This window comes from Selenomonas sputigena ATCC 35185, from assembly GCF_000208405.1.
GTDB classification, from domain to species: Bacteria; Bacillota; Negativicutes; order Selenomonadales; family Selenomonadaceae; genus Selenomonas; species Selenomonas sputigena.
In genome coordinates, this window is the sequence record NC_015437.1 from 624,661 (window position 1) to 640,884 (window position 16,224).

The window sequence follows — 16,224 nt, forward strand, 5'->3', positions numbered from 1 at the left end:
TGGCTCGCGATTCACCGTGCGGGGGTGTTCCCTCATGTGCTTGTCGCTTGCTGTGCCCTTATTATAGGCGAAGCGTCCCAAGAAGGAAATATCGAAAAAATGCTAAATAACAAAGATATAGGCATATATTGTGAAATATCTCCATATATCTCGTGTTTTTATACTTTTTCAAAATAAATACTAGTGGATAATTATTATTGATAAGAAGTATCGCTATACTTGCGCGAAGCGTTTCAAAAAACGGCGGGCTTGTGGTATGATAGGCAGAGAAACGACGGAGGGCTTCGGCAAAAAGCCCAGCGCGATGGCTGAGGGAAGCGGCGCTCTCCTATGGAAAGGTGTTGCAGCAATGTTTACGGTGGAAACGGCTTCCCCCGAGGAGACGGCGGCGCTCGCCGAGCGCATCGGGGCGCTTTGCCCGGCGGGGACGGTCTTCGCGCTCGCGGGCGATCTCGGCGCAGGAAAGACGCTCTTCGTGCAGGGACTGGCGCGTGGTTTGGGATTTTCGGGCGAGGTCACGAGTCCGACGTTCAACTTGATGAACGTATATGAAGGGAAGATGCGCCTTACGCATTTCGACGTCTATCGCCTGGAGCGTGCCGAGGAGCTTTATGACATCGGCTTCTATGAGTATGCGGACGATTCCGAGGGCGTCGTCGTCGTCGAGTGGTTCGACAAGTTCAGCGAGGAGATGCCCGCAGACTATGTGCGCGTGACGATCGAGCGCGTGGCATCTTCGGCGGGGGAGGTCGATTCAGAGGAGGCGGCGGATCGCCGTCGGCTGTGTTTTTCGCTTGTGGGAGTGCAGCTCAAGGAATTTTTTGAGGAGATGAGGGACGTTGTCGATTCTGGCGATTGATACGGCAAGCTCGGTGTCGAGCGTCGCCGTGGCGAGCGAGGGGAAACTGCAGGCGGAAGTGACGGTCGAGGCGGGGCGCACGCATTCGGAGACGCTTCTTTCGCATATTGAGGGGGCGCTCTCCTTTGCGGGCGTCGAGCGCTCGGCGCTCACGGGCGTCGCCGTGAGCATCGGCCCCGGCTCTTTCACGGGGCTTCGCATCGGCTTGGCGACAGCGAAGGCTATCGCTTACGGTCTGGGCATCCCGCTCGTCGGCGTCTCGACCTTGGCGGCGCTCGCGCTTGCCGTCCCCGTGCCGGACGTTCATACGCTCGCCCTGATGGACGCGCAGAAGGGAAACGCCTATGCAGGTCTCTACGAGTGGCGTGACGGGAGTTTGCACGAGGTGCGTCCCGTGCGCGTCGCGCCGCTTGCCGAGGCGATCGCCGAGGCGGCGGACAGGGGAAAGCCTGTATTGCTGACGGGCGAACTCGCCGTGAAGAAGCGGGCGCGTCTCGGAAATTTGCCCGACAATGTAACGCTCGCGCCCGCGCATCTTCTGACGGCGCGCGCCTCGCACGTCGCATGGCTCGGCATCGCGCGGCTTGCGGCGGGCGAGTGCGATGATCCCATGACGCTGGAGCCGTTCTACATTCGGCGCTCGGAGGCGGAGGTGCTTTGGGAGAAGCGTCATGGCAAAGAGAAGACGGAGGGTATGCCATGCTGACCTTTCGCAAGATGCTGCCCGCTGATGCCGCCGCCGTCGAGAAGGTGGAGCAGGCGTGCTTTTCCATGCCGTGGTCGCGCGAGTCTTTCTGGGAGGAGGCCGCGCAGGAAGCGGCTTACTACCTGTTGGCGCTTGATGACGCAGAAGTCATCGGCTACGTCGGCGTCTGGCTGCTCGGCGAGGAGGGCCACATCACGAACGTCGCCGTCGCGCCCGAGATGCGCCGGCGCGGCGTCGGCGCAGCGCTGCTCGCAGAACTCATGCGGATCGCCATGGAGCACAGCGTGCGCAGCATGACGCTTGAAGTGCGTCCATCGAACGAGGCGGCGCTCGCGCTCTACAGGAAGTTCGGCTTTCGGAGCGTCGGCAGGCGACCGCACTACTATACGGACAACGCGGAGGATGCGGAAATCCTCTGGAACACGGACATCAAAGCGACGCTCGCCGCACTCGGCGGGACGGACGGAAAAGGAGATGAGGCGCATGGATAAGGACATCTTGACGCTCGCCATCGAGACGAGCTGCGACGAGACGTCCGCCGCCGTGCTGCGCGGCGGACGCGAAATCTTGTCGAACATCATCGCGACGCAGATCCCCGTGCATCAAAAGTACGGCGGCGTCGTGCCCGAGATCGCGTCGCGCTGTCATATTGTGAACATCGTGCCCGTCATCGACGAGGCGCTCAAGGAGGCGGGCGTCGCCAAGGAGGAGGTCGGTCAAGTTGCTGTCACCTACGGACCGGGGCTTGTCGGCGCGCTGCTCGTCGGCGTCGCCGCCGCCAAGGGGCTTTCCTTCTCGCTTGGCGTGCCGCTCATCGGCGTCAATCATCTCGAAGGCCATATCTTTGCGAATTTCTTGAGTTCGCCGGAGCTTGCGCCGCCGTTTGTGGCGCTCGTCGCTTCGGGAGGGCACACGGCGCTCGTCCACGTCAAGGATTACAACCATTTCACCTTGCTCGGGCAGACGCGCGACGATGCGGCGGGCGAGGCGTTTGACAAGGTGGCTCGCGTGCTTGGGCTGCCGTATCCGGGCGGCCCCGAGATCGACCGCCTCGCGAAAGAAGGCGACGCCTCAGCCATCGACTTTCCGCGCGCCTTGGAAGAAGAGGGCAACTACGAGTTCAGTTTCAGCGGGCTGAAGTCTGCCGTCTTGAACTATCTGAACTCGATGAAGCTCAAGAAGATCGAGGTCAATGCCGCCGACGTCGCAGCGTCGTTTCAGAACGCCGTCGTCGAGACGCTCGTCGAGAAGTCGCTGGCGGCTCTGCGCGAGACGGGACTGAGGACGCTGGTCTTGGCGGGCGGCGTCGCGGCGAACAGCTCGCTCGAAAGGCGGCTTCGCCAGGCGGCAGCGGAGAGCGGCGTCGAGTTCCATTATCCGGGGCTTCGGCTCTGCACGGACAATGCGGCGATGATCGGCTGCCGCGCCTACTATCAGGCTCTGGCGGGCGGCTTCTCAGACGCTCATCTGAACGCCGTGCCGGGGCTTTCGCTGCGCGATGTGAGCGGGGCGTGACGCATGCTTCCGATGCTCGCTGCACGATGGACGAAAGGCGCGGCAATAGCGATGATTCCTAACGTTTCGCTTGGTCATCCTCCAAGAAATGGCAAAATAATTTCAGTTGCGCTTTTTGTTTGAATCTGTTAGAATGGGTAGGCAAGCGCAGGTTTGGACATGCCAAGCCGTCGGTGCGTGCAGCGTCCGAGAGGGGCGTTTTCACATAATTATCAGCAAGGGAGATATTTCATGGAGTTCCAGGACAGGACATTGGTTTGCAAGGATTGTGGCAAGGAGTTCACGTTCACCGCAGGTGAGCAGGAGTTCTACAAGGAGAAAGGGTTTGAAAATGATCCGGTTCGCTGCCGCGACTGCCGCGGAAAGAGACGCCGCAGCCATGATGGCGACAGCGGTGAGCGCACGATGTTCCAGGTGACATGCGCTGCCTGCGGCAAGGAGACGGAAGTTCCGTTCGAGCCGAAGGATGATCGCCCGGTCTACTGCCGCGATTGCTTCTCTGCCAGAAGGGGCAGATAAGCCGAAGCTTTGCATACTTTTGCCCGATGGAAGCCTGCGGGATGGTTTCCTTTCATCGGATAAGACGCAAACTTTCGTAGCATAAGGTACAGTCTCCTCTTGTTTTATATGCTAAGATGGTAAGGATGGCATATAAAATGAGAGGGGACTGTTTTTTTTATGAAAGAATGGTGCGTGATTTATTCGTCGCTTACGGGAAATACGAAGCTTGTCGCCGAAGCGATGGCGGAGGAAGCGGACGCCGACCTCTTCTCGGTGGAGAAAGCGCCGGAAGACCTCTCGGGATATGAGGCCGTGGCGCTCGGCTATTGGCTGCGGCGCGGTGCGCCCGATCCGAAGATGCTCGCACTCCTGCCGCGGATCGAGGGCAAGGATGTCGTATTTTTCCAGACGCACGGCACAGATCCGGGCAGTGAGCATGCCGTCACGGCGTTCGCGCGTGCAGGATATGCGCTCGGCGCGGCATGCTATATCGCGGGTACGTTTTCGTGTCAGGGCAAGCTCAATCCGAAAATCGTCGAAAAGCGCAAGAAGGAAGCTGCCGCAGAGGATGATCCGCACGCGGGAAAGAAGGCGCAGGCGCGCTGGCAGAGAGCCGCGAGCCACCCCGACGCAGAGGATCTGCAAAGGGCGCACGATTTCATGCGCGTGATGCTGGAAAAACGGCTGAAGCGGAAGGCGCGGCTGGAAGCGGGCAAGATGTAATATGGATGAAGTCGTAAATTCGCAAAGTAACTTCCGCTGATGTAAGTCTATGGGATTTAGTCTAAGAAAGCCGATAGGAGTAAGTGCGAGAAGCATCAGAATTTGTATGCAATGGATGACCTGAGCACAATATCGTCTTAAAAGCGACCGAACCATAAGGGATAAGCTAGAAAGAAGGACATGCTTCGCACTCCGAAAAGCGAGGCTTTTCAGAGTAAGTTCCACCCTGGCGGGATTTACTATGAGAAAGATGTGCAGCGCAAGATCAGCCCTTTAGAAGTCTAGGAGACTGCACGACATCTTCCGGCGCAACATACGAGATGCCCAAAAGAGCAGCCAGTTCCTCGGAAAAAGCGAACGTAAACATCTCATAGGGAGACTTGCCGCTGTAAATGTTGCGACGGACGCCATTGATGTGCGAAAAAATCAAATTGACGGTATCCTGTGTGAAATGGTCGAAAGAAGACCCCTTCGGCACAATATCGCGAAAAAGCGTGTGATTCTTCTCAATTTGCGCCTTCTGGTAAGACTGCATGGGATCGCAGAAAAAAAGGCAGGCCTCCTTTTCCCCCTCAAGATTGTTCTCAAAGGCGAAAACATCGGAGAACTCTCCACCGTTGTCCGTAAGCATCACGGGCATAAGGGCAGGAAAAGCAAAACCGCCTGCAGTCAAAGTTCGTTTGACCTCTTGGAACTTCAAGGCAGCCTGCACAGCCGTCTTGTTTTCGAGCAGAAGCCCGAACATGAAATTGAACGCAGTGAAGTGGACGGTGAGGATGACTTTGCCGCCTGAAACTCCGATAACGGTATCAAGCTGCGTATGTGCGCTAAGCCCTTCCCGTTCCATATGAGCGAGGAAATCCGCATAGGTGCGTTCCTTCTTTATGGCAGAAGGAACGACATCCGCCCGCTTCTTTTTGCGAGGCTTGAACTTTACGGCGCGTGGAAGGTGAATCTTGGAAGCCGAATAATATCCCTTGGAAAAATGCCGATAAACTGTGCTGAGAGACACATTGAGCTCTGGGTGAGAAGCGACGATATGATAAATGTGCTGCCCCTTCTCAATGCAAGAGGAAATGATGCGATCCTGCTTGTAAAAAGACGCACGGTTCAACGGAATGCCTTCGCGTGCATCGTGCAGGAGCGCTTCGTATTCGGCATGTGCCTGCGGAGCGACATAGAGAAGGCGGAGGAAGCGGCAGTTAGCAGAACGGCGCTTGGGGCAGGCGTTGCAGACGAAGGGTGCCTTTTCGAGCAAGGGGCAGAGTTCGTCTGTTTGCACGAACGCATTGCGGTGCTCTTTGCGATGTCGCTTCACTTCGTAAGATATGGTGGTAGGATCTTTCTGAACGAGCAGGGCGATCGCCTTGAAGGACAATCCCCTGTCGAGCCCGTTCATGATTTCCTGGCGGTCTTGTGCAGTAAGGTGCTTGTTCTTCTTGTTGTTGTCTGCTTGCTTCATGATGACAGCCTCCTTTGTGTAGAGAGATTTCTCACACTAAATTCAGCCATAAATTCTTCTCAGAGTAAATCCCGTTAGTGACCTATTATGTGGGATTTACTTTGGAAATTTACCATATGGATGAAGTGCAGGGGAAGTGTACATGGACGCTTCCCCTTTTCTCGTTCTTGTGCTATACTTTCCTTAATAATTTCTTATGGAGGCGGTGGCTGATGGAGAGGAAGATCCTCTTGAATCCAGGTCCGGCGACGACGACGGATACGGTGAAGATGGCACAGGTCGTGCCCGATATTTGTCCGCGCGAAGAAGAGTTCGGCGATGTTATGCGCGAGGTCGCGCAGGGGCTTTTGAAGATCGTTCATGCCGATGCGAAGGCGTTTTCGTGCGTGCTCTTCTGCGGCTCCGGTACGCTCAACATGGACGTGTGCCTGAATTCGCTTCTGCCTGCGCAGAAGAAGGTGCTCGTCGTCAACAACGGCGCGTATTCGGCGCGTGCCGTCGATATATGCCGCGCCTATGGACTTCCCTATATCGACATTCGCTCGTCGGTCGAAGACGTGCCTGATCTCAAGGTGGTCGAGCGTGCGCTCGCGGACGATCCCGACATCGCTCTCGTCTATACGACGCACCACGAGACGGGCACAGGCGTCCTGAATCCCATCCGTGAAATCGGTGCGCTTGCGCATGCGCACGGCGCGGCGTTCGTCGTCGATACGACTTCGACGTATGCGATGCTGCCATTTTCGATGGAGGAGGCGAACATCGACTTCTGCATGGCGTCGGCGCAGAAGGGTATACAGGCGATGACGGGGCTTTCCTTTGTCATCGGCCGCACCTCACTCATCGAGGCGTCGAAGGATTATCCCGTGCGCTCGTATTACTGCAACCTCTACCAGCAGTACGCGTACTTTGAAAAGACGGGACAGATGCAGTTCACGCCGCCCGTGCAGACGATCTATGCGGCAAAGCAGGCGCTCGCCGAATACTTTGCCGAGGGCGAGGCGGCGAAGGCGACGCGTCATGCGCGGGTGGCGCAGGCGATTCATCGCGGGCTTGCGGCTCTGGGGCTGAAGGAGGCGATCCGCCCGGAGATTCAGTCGGGACTCGTCGTCTCCGTGCTTTATCCTGCGGATGAGCACTGGGATTTTGACCGCGTGCACGACTACTGCTATGCGCATGGCTTCACGATCTATCCGGGCAAGATGCAGGAGAAGGGGACGTTTCGCCTGTGCGCGCTCGGCGCGATCGACGAGGCGGATATTGAGAAGTTTTTCCGCGTGCTGAGAGAAGCTCTTGTGGAATTGGGTATGGTTTTGCCGAAGAATTGATACGGCAATGAATAGGGCAGGAGAGACAGAAGACAGATGAATCGCTGGCAGGAAATCTGGAATAAGAGAAGCGCACAGCTTGCAGGCATTGATCGCTCGGACAAGCGGGCGATGCTCTTGGAACTCAAGCGCATCAATGGCTTTGATGTGACGGGCGGCGGTATACCGTATGAATCACTTCTAAAGCAGTATGAGGAAACGAAGGCGGCGCTTCGTCTGCCTGCAGGCGGCAGCATATTCGAGGTCGGCTGCGGTGCGGGAGCAAACCTCTGGCTCTTTCGACTCGATGGGTTCGCTGTCGGCGGTCTCGATTATTCGGAACAAATGATTGCTGTCTTGACAGATGTATTTCGTGGTGGGACACTGCGCGAAGCAGTCTGTGCGGAAGCGAGGCAGATGCCGCGGGAAGAGAAGTATGATGCGGTGTTTTCAACGTGTGTCTTTCACTACTTCCCCGATGAATCGTATGCACAAGAGGTCATGGAGGGGATGGTCGGAAAATCGCGCGGCAGAATCGCCATCATCGAGGTGCATGATGCTGAGAAGAAGGACGAGTTCTTCGCTTTCCGTCGTCAGATTGATCCGGAATATGATGTGCATTATCAAGGATTGGACAAACTCTTCTATCAGAAGAGTTTCTTTGAGGATTTTGCGGAGAAGCATGCTCTTCGGGTCTCGTTCGAGCCGGTGCAGGTGGAGGGCTATTGGAATGCGCCATTCCTCTATTCCGTGGTTTTTTCTCGCGAGGAAGTGCCGAAAGAATGAGTGGCAGCCAGAAGGAGGATGTCATGCAGGCGACGGAGTTTTTGGACATTTTGGGCGCAGATTTTTTCGTCGGCGTGCCCGACTCGCAGCTGCGCGCTCTTTGCGACGCCTTGATGGAGCGATACGGCAATCATGCGCCGCACGTCATCGCGGCGAACGAGGGGACGGCGGCGGGAATCGCGGCGGGGCATTATCTCGCGACGGGTCGCTCGCCGCTCGTCTATTTGCAGAACAGCGGTGAGGGCAACATCGTCAATGCGCTCGCGTCGCTGCTGCACGAGAAGGCGTACGCGATCCCGCTGATCTTCGTCATCGGCTGGCGCGGCGAGCCGGGCGTGAAGGACGAGCCGCAGCACGCCTATCAGGGCGAGGTGACGCTTCCGCTGCTCGAACTTCTGCAAGTCGAGCATTTCGTGCTCGCGAAGGAGACGCGAGGGGAAGACGTGAGCGACGCTATGGAACGCTTCCGCTCGTCTTTGGAGAATGGGCGTTCGGTGGCCTTCGTCGTCCGAAAGGGTGCGCTCACGCACGATACGAAGGTTTCTTACAAAAACGGCTATGCGCTGCGCCGTGAGGAGGCGATTCGCACGATCCTCGATGCCGCAGACGAGAGCGATGTCTTCGTCTCGACGACGGGCAAGGCAAGCCGCGAGCTTTTCGAGCTTCGCGAGGAGCGCGGCGAGGGGCACGAGCGCGATTTTTTGACGATCGGCTCGATGGGGCACAGCTCGTCCATCGCGCTCGGCATCGCGCTCGAAAAGAAGGGGCGGCGCACGTGGTGCCTCGACGGCGACGGCGCCTTCCTCATGCACATGGGCGCGGCCGCTGTCATCGCTGCCGCAAAGCCATCGAACTTTTGCCACGTCGTCTTGAACAACGAGGCGCACGAGAGCGTCGGCGGCATGCCGACGGCGGCTTCCTCCATCGACTTTCCGGCGCTCGCGCGTGCGCTTGGCTACGCCGCTGCGCGGCGTGCGAAAGATGGCGAGGAACTTGCCGCCGCCTTGGAGGAGATGAAAGGGCAGGCAGGGCCGTGCTTTTTGGAGGTGCGATGCGCCGTCGGATCGCGTGCCGACCTCGGTCGACCAACGATTCCTCCAAAGGCCAACAAGCTAGCAATGATGCGCTTTCTCAGCCTTTAATTGATAACAGATAGTGCCTGGTATACCCTTGACAAATGGTAGGATAATCGGTATGATAGGAAAAGACGTTGACGCGAAGAAAGTGCCGAAGAAGCGGTCTTTCGAGTCGACACTTTTGAATTTTAGGAGGATGAATATTATGGGTACGATTTTCTCTAAGAGCGATTTCTGGATTGGTCTTGCTGTCGGTGCTGTCGCAGGCGTTTTTGGCTATCGCTTCATGCAGGAGCGCGAGCAGCAGATGATGGCGATCCAGCAGGGTGCTCCTGCAGCGCAGGTGCCGCTTGCTGAGCTTCAGCGCCAGAAGGAAGAGCTTGAGGACCTCATCGCTGCGCAGGAAGCCGGCGCGAACCAGTAAGGGAAACATAAGAGGGGCTGCGACAGGCAAATGCTCGTATCGTCATGGCATATTGCGTGCGCAGCCCCTTTCCTGTTTTGCCGTTGATAACGAATTGCATGAAGGAGGACGCTATGGCAAAGATTTCTTTGGGCTTACCGCTGGCAGCGGCTGCCGCAGGCACGGTCGTGACGCTCTTTGTTCCGGCGAAGCGTCTGCATATCGTCTGCGGCGCGGCATGGGCGGCACTCTCGCTCGTTCACGCTTGGCAGTATCGCAAAAAGCTCGCGAAAGATCTTGCGATGCCGTTCGGCGCAAGTCTCAAGCAAAATGTGATGAAGAAGATTGACGAGGAGCTTCAGAAGCTTCCCCTGCCGCCGACGAAGCTCGGCGCACTGATCGGCTCGATGCGTCCCGCCGCCTATGCGCCGGGCAGGATGCGCCTCTACAGCCGTTCACTCGTGGGAAACGAGAAACTTAGAGAGCAGATTCTGGCGTACTTCGCCGACTGTCCCGAGGTGGACAAGGTCGAGTGCAGTACGCTCACCGGCTCCGTGCTCATCACCTATGAGCCGGAATTTTTTGCTGAGAACGAAGAGCTTTCACAGATTGAAACGTATGTGAAGCATCATGTGCAGATGGCACAGGGGAGGAGTTAAATCTTTATGTCTTATATGTCTGGTTTGATGATCGGCACGGCCCTTGTCCAAGGCCTCGGCAGCATGCTTTCGGGCGGCGCTTCTGCAGGCATGAGCGGCGGCATGGGCATGGGCAGGAGCGCGGGCATGAGCGGTCTTTTCGGCATGGCGTCCGGCATGGGGCGGGGCGGCATGGGCAGAAGTTCCGGCATGAGCGGACTCTTTAACATGATGCCGACGGGCATGGGCAGCGGCATGAGCAGCATGTTCGGTCAAGGCAGGGGACGCGGCATGGGCATGGCGCAGGACGCGTCCGGCTCTGCAGCCGTGTCTGCACCGGCAATGCCAGCTTTCGCGCTGAAGAGTGCCGTGCCCGGGCGCAGGCGCTACTATGCGGCGGCCCTGCAGGGGAACGAGGAGCTGGCAAAGCTTCTGGAGAAGAACCTTGGCCGCATCGCCTTCATCGATTCCGTCAAGGCGTCGAGTGTTACGGGCAGTCTGCTCGTCTGCTATACGGGCGATGAGGGAGCTGTCGATCGCCTGATGGCGGATCTTGGCAAGCGCGTCTTTGGTGCTACGGAGCATGCGGGTTTTAATCTGCCGCAGGGGCTTTCCGATTTGCTCCCTGCGGCAGGCGTCACTCAGCCGCTCGCTGAACTCGGTGCAAGCATCCGCCGCACAGCAGGCGCGGCGAACGTATGGCTGCACGAGAAGACGCATGGCTGGCTCGATTTCCCGTCGGTATTCGCTCTCGGCTTCATCGTGCGCGGCTTGCGCAAGATCCTGCTCTATGAACAGCGGCCGTCGGGTCCTCAGATGCTTTGGTGGGCATTCTCGATCTTGAAAGGATGGAAGATGATATGACGTATGGGACATGCTCGCTCCGCCTATCGGCGGATCTTGCTCAGGATAAGCGCGCCCTCTTGGGTGCACAGCTTCGAAGCATAAAGGGCGTCGTCGCCGCTTCGGTCGGCGACAAGGCGCTGACGATCTGGTACAAGGAAGAATTGCCCCTCGCACTCGTGCGTCGGCTCGTCAAGCGCATGGAAGAAGAGTGCGCACCGAGCGATCCCGAGCTTGACATGGCGGGCTATCGGCGCGAAGCAATCTTCTCGCTCGCGAGCTTCGCGGGCATGAAGGCGCTTGAAAAGCTCGCGCCTGAAGCTTTTGCGGGAATGAAGGTGTTTCGCAGTCTCCTCGTCTTGGCCATCGCGCGCAACTTCCTCAAGAACGGCGTCGTGGGCATGGTGAAAGAGCGCCGCCCGAACGCCGACACGCTGACGAGCACGGCGGTCATCGCCTCCGTGCTCGCAGGCAAGCCCGAATCGAGTCTCACGCTGCTGACGCTGTCGAACGGCGCCGAGATGCTGACGGCTTACGCCGCGGAGCGCGCGAAGAAGCAGATTTCCGGCCTTCTGAACATGAACCAGCGCTTCGTCTGGCTCGTTGACGGCGGTGTCGAGCGCAAGGTCGCGGTCGAGTCCGTGCAGGTCGGCGACCGCATCGCGGCGCATTCGGGCGAGATGATCTGCGTCGACGGCCGCGTCGTCAGCGGCAAGGCGTCCGTGAACCAGGCGTCAATTACGGGCGAGTCGAATCCCGCGATGAAGCGCGAGAAGTCGCCTGTCTACGCAGGCTCCGTCATCGAGGTCGGCGAGATCGTCATCGAGGTCGAGAAGACGGGCAAGGACACGTCACTCGCACACATCGTCCACCTCGTTGAAGAGGCGCAGTCAAGACGTGCGCCCGTGCAGAACTTCGCCGACAACATGGCGAACATGCTCGTGCCGATCTCCTTCCTCGGCGCGGCGATCGTCTACGGCGCGACGCGCGATTGGCAGAGGGTGCTGAACCTCCTGTTCATCGACTTCTCGTGCGGCTTGAAGCTCTCGACAGCGACGGCGATTTCCGCTTCGATTGCGGCGGCGGCGAAGAAGGGCATCCTCGTCAAGGGCGGCAACTATATGGAAGCGCTCGCCAATACCGATACCGTCGTCCTCGACAAGACGGGCACGATCACGGTTGGCATCCCGCAGATCTCCTCCATCAAGACGGCGGAGGGCGTGACGGAGAAGGAGATGATCCTTCTGGCGGCGTCGGCGGAGATGCACTCCGTGCATCCTCTGGCAGTCGCCATTCAGAAGTACGTCAAGGACAACAACTGGGAAGTGCCGCAGCACCGCTCGTCGAAGACGATCGTCGCACGCGGCATGCAGGCGGTCGTGCCTGATTTCGACGGCTTCAAGGGCGGCGACGTGATCGTCGGCAGCTACAAGTTCATGAAGGAGCGCGGCGTGCAGGGCGCGGGCGAGCTCGTCGTCGAGGACACGACGGAAAACCTCCTCTACATCGCGAGGAACGGCTCCCTCATGGGCATCATCGGCATCACCGATCCCGTGCGCCCGAAGATGAAGAAGACGCTGAACCAGATGCGCCGTTACGGCGTCGACGAGATCGTGATGCTCACGGGCGATTCGGAGAAGGTCGCCGATCATGTGGCGCGTCAGATGGACATCGACTCCTACCATGCCGAGGTCTTGCCCGAAGACAAGGCGAACTACGTCATGAAGCTCAAGGAGCGCGGCGGCAGAGTCATGATGGTCGGCGACGGCATCAACGATGCGCCGGCGCTTGCCTTTGCCGACGTCGGCGTGACGCTCGGCGGCCGCCAGACGGACATCGCCGCCGAGTCGTCGGCGGTGACGATCCGCTCGGAAGATCCCGAAGGCCTCGTCGATGCTCTGCGTCTCGGCAAGCGCACGATGGGACTGATCCATCAGAATTTCCGCGCGACGATCCTCGTCAACTCGGGCGCCATGCTCATGGGCGCCTTGGGCATGATCAGCCCGCTGTGGGCGGCTGTCATCCACAACACGGCGACGCTCGCCGTCGTCTTAAACAGCGCGCGCATCCTCTCGACAGGCAAGAAGCCTGTAAGGCGCGTCGGCTGAAAGTAAACTACACGCACAAACGTCCACTTCGTGGACATTGTGCGCCGCCCTTACAGAAGCCTAGCCAATCGGTCTGCACCTTCGGCTTGACCTCTTGGGGCTTCATGGTAAAAAGAAAGGGATACCGCAGGGATTTGTGCGGTATCCTTTTTTGATGCTGCGGTGCATGTGCGCGTCGCTCGCTTCTCTTTGCAGTCCGTTGGGATATCTGCCGCAAGATGACAGCGCTTCCTTGCCGTGACATCCCCGCAAGACCAAGACAAAAGTTATACGAGTCGCCCTTGATTATGGACTTGACAATCATTCTCAGCTCATCTATAATAGTGTCATAAAGATGAGTGATATTCATATTTATGAATAAAGAAAGGGAGAATGGTTATGAGCAGTGTGGTGATTCTCGGGGGAAACGAGTGTATGGAGTGCCGTTATCGGGAAGCGTGCAAGAGCTGCGGGTTCAAGGCAAAGGTCTTCCCGAAGATGTGCCGCGACCTCAGGAGGAAGATCGGCTCGCCCGATCTCATCATTCTTTTCACGAGCACGGCATCGCACCAGCTTGCCATGCACGCGCAGGAAGAGGCGAAGAAGTGCAACGCGAAGATTGCTTTCTGCCACTCGGCAAGCATGGCGGCGTTGCAGAATGTCCTCGCAGAGCATTTGGCATGAGCACGGGTGCAGCATGATGGCGCGATGTCTTCCATGATATTTTGACGAATTCGCAAAAGCGCAGGGGTGCTGGGGACGCTCCTGCGCTTTTTGTGTGCAGGAGCGCCGTTTATGGCCTCAAGACGGATCTTTGGAATGAGGCCGTGCGTCTGCATCTCTGCAGCATTTTTTACGGGAAGGGCGCAATTTCTTCGGCAGGACAGCGGGTCTTTGCCTGATTAAATGAGAATATTTATGAATTGATAGAAAAAATTTAAATTATGCCTTATTTCCTTGACAGCATGAGCTGGATAGAGTATTATTATCTCTGCCGATGAACTGGATTCAGTTTCATTGTCGTTCTCATTTTTTATGAAACCCCAAGCGATTGAGCCGTAGGCGTAGGTCGATTGGCTGAGTTTCGCTAAGGGAGGCGTGCAATGTCCGCAATATGGACGTTTGCGCGTGCAGTTTGTTGTCTTATTTAATGGAGGTAAGAAACATGACGTTGAAAGACGGAAAGACAGGAATGTCTCTTCGTGTCGACAAGGTGGGCGATTCGGAGCTCAAGCAGCGCCTGATGACGATGGGGCTGATCCCGGGCACGCGCATCAAGGTGCTGCCGTCGGCGCCGATGGGCGATCCGATGGCGATCGGGCTTCGCTCGTACAATCTCGCGCTTCGCCGCGCCGATGCGGAGAAGATTGAAGTGACGGAAATCAAGGAAGGAGCGGGAGCCTGATGAGCACCATGAGTGTCGCCCTGACGGGCAACCCGAACACGGGAAAATCGACCATATTCAACGAATTAACGGGCATGCGCCAGAAGATCGGCAACTGGCCGGGCGTCACCGTCGACAAGAAGATGGGCGTCGTCAACTACAAGGATCGCGTGATCACAGTCGTCGACCTGCCCGGTACCTACAGTATCAATGCGCGCTCGGCGGAGGAGCAGGTCGTCATCGACTACTTCAAGACGACGATGCCCGACCTCGCCGTCGATGTCATTGACTCGTCGAACATCGAACGCAATCTCTTTCTCACGGTGCAGCTCCTCGAAGAGGGCATCCCTCTTCTCATCGACCTCAATATGCAGGACGAGGCGGAAAGAAAGGGCATCCGCATCAACCTCCAGAAGCTCGAAGAAGCTTTGGGCATGCCTGTCGTGCAGACGGTCGGCCGCAGCAAGAAGAGCATCCAGAAGCTCATCGAAATCTTCACGACGACCGTCATGTCGAACTACCGTCCGAGTGCGATAGTTGAAGAGCACAAGACGAAGGCGACGGAACTCAAGAAGAGCGGCCTTTCCGCCGAAGAGCTGGATGAAAAGCTCATCGAGCTGCGCTATGATCTCATCGACAAGATCATGAAGAAGGCAGTCGTCGTCGGAAACGTCGGCTTGTCGACTTCGGAGAAAATCGACCGCGTGCTCGCGAACGGCGTCTTGGCTCTGCCGATTCTTCTCGGTATCCTCTACCTGATGTTCTGTATCGCCTTCACGTGGATTGGTCAGCCGCTCGCAGATGCCGTCGGCGACTGGATCGGCGGACCGTTCACCGACTGGATCAATGACGCGATGGAATCTGCGGGTGTCGCCGAGTGGCTGAAATCCTTGATTGCAGACGGTATCGTCGCGGGTGTCGGCAACGTCATCAACTTCGTGCCGCTCATTTTCACCTTGTTCTTCATGCTGTCCTTCCTCGACGGTACGGGATATATGGCGCGCGTCGCCTTCATCATGGATCCGATCATGCGCCGCGTCGGCCTCACGGGCAAGGGCATCATGCCGCTGATCGTCGGCTTTGGCTGCGGCGTGCCCGCCATCATGGGTGCGCGTGCGCTCGACTCGGAAAAGGACAGGCTCACGTCGATTCTCATCACGCCTTTTTTGACATGCTCGGCGAAGCTGCCAATCATGGCGCTCTTCGCTGCGATGTTCTTCCCTGAACATGCCGCGAATCTCGTATTCTCGATGTACATCATCGGCATCGTCGTCGCCATCATCATGGCGAAGGTCTTGGGCGTCACGGCGTTCAGAAGCCAAGGCTCGACGTTCCTCCTCGAACTGCCGCCGTACCGCATGCCGGACATGAAGACGGTGCTCTTGGAAACTTGGGACAAGGGCAAGGGATACCTGATCAAGGCTGGTACGATCATCTTCGCGATGAGCGTCGGCATCTGGTTCTTGTCGAATTACAATGCGGACGGCGCTACGGATGAGATGAGCGAGTCCTTCCTCGCCTCGATCGGCGGCGGTATGAGCCATCTCTTCGCACTGCACGGCTTTGAGACTTGGGAATCGGGCGCGGCCGTCGTCACGGGCATCATGGCGAAGGAGTCCGTCGTCTCGACGCTCGGTATCCTCTATGGCGTCGGCGATGTCTCGACCGAGGCAGAAGACGCCGCAGAGACGGCGACACAGTTCGCCGGCTCGATGGGTACGGCATTCACGGCAGCCTCGGCGCTCGCCTTCATGGTATTCTCGCAGCTCTACACGCCGTGCATGACTTCGCTCGGCACGATCAAGAAGGAGACGGGCAAGTGGAGATGGATGCTCTTTGCCGCTCTCTACACCTTCGGCGTCGCCTGGGTCGTCTCACTTCTTGTCTACTGGGGAGCCTGCGCCTTCGGCATGAACGGCTAGGGAAGCGATGGG

The 16,224-nt window shown here is 57.9% G+C and carries 17 protein-coding genes; 16 read left to right on the forward strand and 1 reads right to left on the reverse strand.

The window, feature by feature from the left end; translation table 11 throughout:
* Positions 1-256: 256 nt before the first annotated feature.
* The 6 genes from tsaE (at position 257) to SELSP_RS02760 (ending at position 4,304) form a co-directional block, all read left to right on the forward strand.
* Positions 257-859 (forward strand): tRNA (adenosine(37)-N6)-threonylcarbamoyltransferase complex ATPase subunit type 1 TsaE, encoded by a 603-nt coding sequence (tsaE, locus tag SELSP_RS02735; RefSeq protein WP_006193448.1) that lies wholly within the window; start codon positions 257-259, stop codon positions 857-859.
* Positions 840-1,565 carry a tRNA (adenosine(37)-N6)-threonylcarbamoyltransferase complex dimerization subunit type 1 TsaB gene (tsaB, locus tag SELSP_RS02740; RefSeq protein ID WP_006193447.1) on the forward strand — a complete coding sequence of 242 codons (726 nt, stop codon included), beginning with the start codon at positions 840-842 and terminating at the stop codon, positions 1,563-1,565. The genes tsaE and tsaB overlap by 20 nt, the downstream gene beginning before the upstream one ends.
* The gene (gene rimI / locus SELSP_RS02745; protein WP_006193446.1) at positions 1,559-2,056 is read left to right on the forward strand and encodes a ribosomal protein S18-alanine N-acetyltransferase; all 498 of its coding nucleotides are present in this window, start codon (positions 1,559-1,561) and stop codon (positions 2,054-2,056) included. Before tsaB ends, rimI begins: the two co-directional genes overlap by 7 nt.
* Positions 2,049-3,080, forward strand: coding sequence for a tRNA (adenosine(37)-N6)-threonylcarbamoyltransferase complex transferase subunit TsaD (gene tsaD, locus SELSP_RS02750; RefSeq protein WP_006193445.1), 1,032 nt, complete (start codon positions 2,049-2,051; stop codon positions 3,078-3,080). The genes rimI and tsaD overlap by 8 nt, the downstream gene beginning before the upstream one ends.
* 231 nt (positions 3,081-3,311) lie before the next feature.
* Positions 3,312-3,599: a zinc-ribbon domain containing protein gene (locus SELSP_RS02755; RefSeq protein ID WP_013740611.1), complete on the forward strand. Its 288-nt coding sequence runs from the start codon at positions 3,312-3,314 to the stop codon at positions 3,597-3,599.
* Positions 3,600-3,758: 159 nt separating this feature from the next.
* A complete protein-coding gene (locus SELSP_RS02760) occupies positions 3,759-4,304 on the forward strand; it encodes a flavodoxin family protein (protein WP_006193442.1) in 546 nt (181 codons plus the stop codon).
* Positions 4,305-4,569: 265 nt separating this feature from the next.
* Here SELSP_RS02760 and SELSP_RS02765 read toward each other — a convergent pair whose 3' ends face one another.
* Positions 4,570-5,766: a helix-turn-helix domain-containing protein gene (locus SELSP_RS02765; protein WP_006193208.1), complete on the reverse strand. Its 1,197-nt coding sequence runs from the start codon at positions 5,764-5,766 to the stop codon at positions 4,570-4,572.
* A 212-nt stretch (positions 5,767-5,978) separates the two neighbouring features.
* Here SELSP_RS02765 and SELSP_RS02770 point away from each other — a divergent pair, with 212 nt between their 5' ends.
* From SELSP_RS02770 to feoB, 10 genes are all read left to right on the forward strand, one after another.
* Complete coding sequence (locus SELSP_RS02770) at positions 5,979-7,094, forward strand: 2-aminoethylphosphonate aminotransferase (RefSeq protein ID WP_013740612.1); 1,116 nt, start codon at positions 5,979-5,981, stop codon at positions 7,092-7,094.
* A 36-nt stretch (positions 7,095-7,130) separates the two neighbouring features.
* Positions 7,131-7,859, forward strand: coding sequence for a class I SAM-dependent methyltransferase (locus tag SELSP_RS02775; RefSeq protein WP_006193439.1), 729 nt, complete (start codon positions 7,131-7,133; stop codon positions 7,857-7,859).
* Positions 7,860-7,882: 23 nt separating this feature from the next.
* Positions 7,883-9,001, forward strand: coding sequence for a phosphonopyruvate decarboxylase (gene aepY, locus SELSP_RS02780; RefSeq protein ID WP_013740613.1), 1,119 nt, complete (start codon positions 7,883-7,885; stop codon positions 8,999-9,001).
* 148 nt (positions 9,002-9,149) lie between these two features.
* Positions 9,150-9,359, forward strand: coding sequence for a 50S ribosomal protein L9 (locus tag SELSP_RS02785; protein WP_037367891.1), 210 nt, complete (start codon positions 9,150-9,152; stop codon positions 9,357-9,359).
* Positions 9,360-9,472: 113 nt separating this feature from the next.
* Positions 9,473-9,997, forward strand: coding sequence for an HMA2 domain-containing protein (locus SELSP_RS02790; RefSeq protein ID WP_013740614.1), 525 nt, complete (start codon positions 9,473-9,475; stop codon positions 9,995-9,997).
* 27 nt (positions 9,998-10,024) lie between these two features.
* Positions 10,025-10,840, forward strand: coding sequence for an HMA2 domain-containing protein (locus SELSP_RS02795; RefSeq protein ID WP_232362378.1), 816 nt, complete (start codon positions 10,025-10,027; stop codon positions 10,838-10,840).
* Complete coding sequence (locus tag SELSP_RS02800) at positions 10,837-12,927, forward strand: heavy metal translocating P-type ATPase (RefSeq protein ID WP_013740616.1); 2,091 nt, start codon at positions 10,837-10,839, stop codon at positions 12,925-12,927. The genes SELSP_RS02795 and SELSP_RS02800 overlap by 4 nt, the downstream gene beginning before the upstream one ends.
* A 378-nt stretch (positions 12,928-13,305) precedes the next feature.
* Positions 13,306-13,590: a DUF2325 domain-containing protein gene (locus SELSP_RS02805; protein WP_013740617.1), complete on the forward strand. Its 285-nt coding sequence runs from the start codon at positions 13,306-13,308 to the stop codon at positions 13,588-13,590.
* 481 nt (positions 13,591-14,071) lie between these two features.
* Positions 14,072-14,311, forward strand: coding sequence for a FeoA family protein (locus SELSP_RS02810; RefSeq protein WP_009645483.1), 240 nt, complete (start codon positions 14,072-14,074; stop codon positions 14,309-14,311).
* A complete protein-coding gene (gene feoB, locus SELSP_RS02815) occupies positions 14,311-16,212 on the forward strand; it encodes a ferrous iron transport protein B (protein WP_006193429.1) in 1,902 nt (633 codons plus the stop codon). The genes SELSP_RS02810 and feoB overlap by 1 nt, the downstream gene beginning before the upstream one ends.
* The last annotated feature ends 12 nt before the right edge of the window (positions 16,213-16,224 follow it).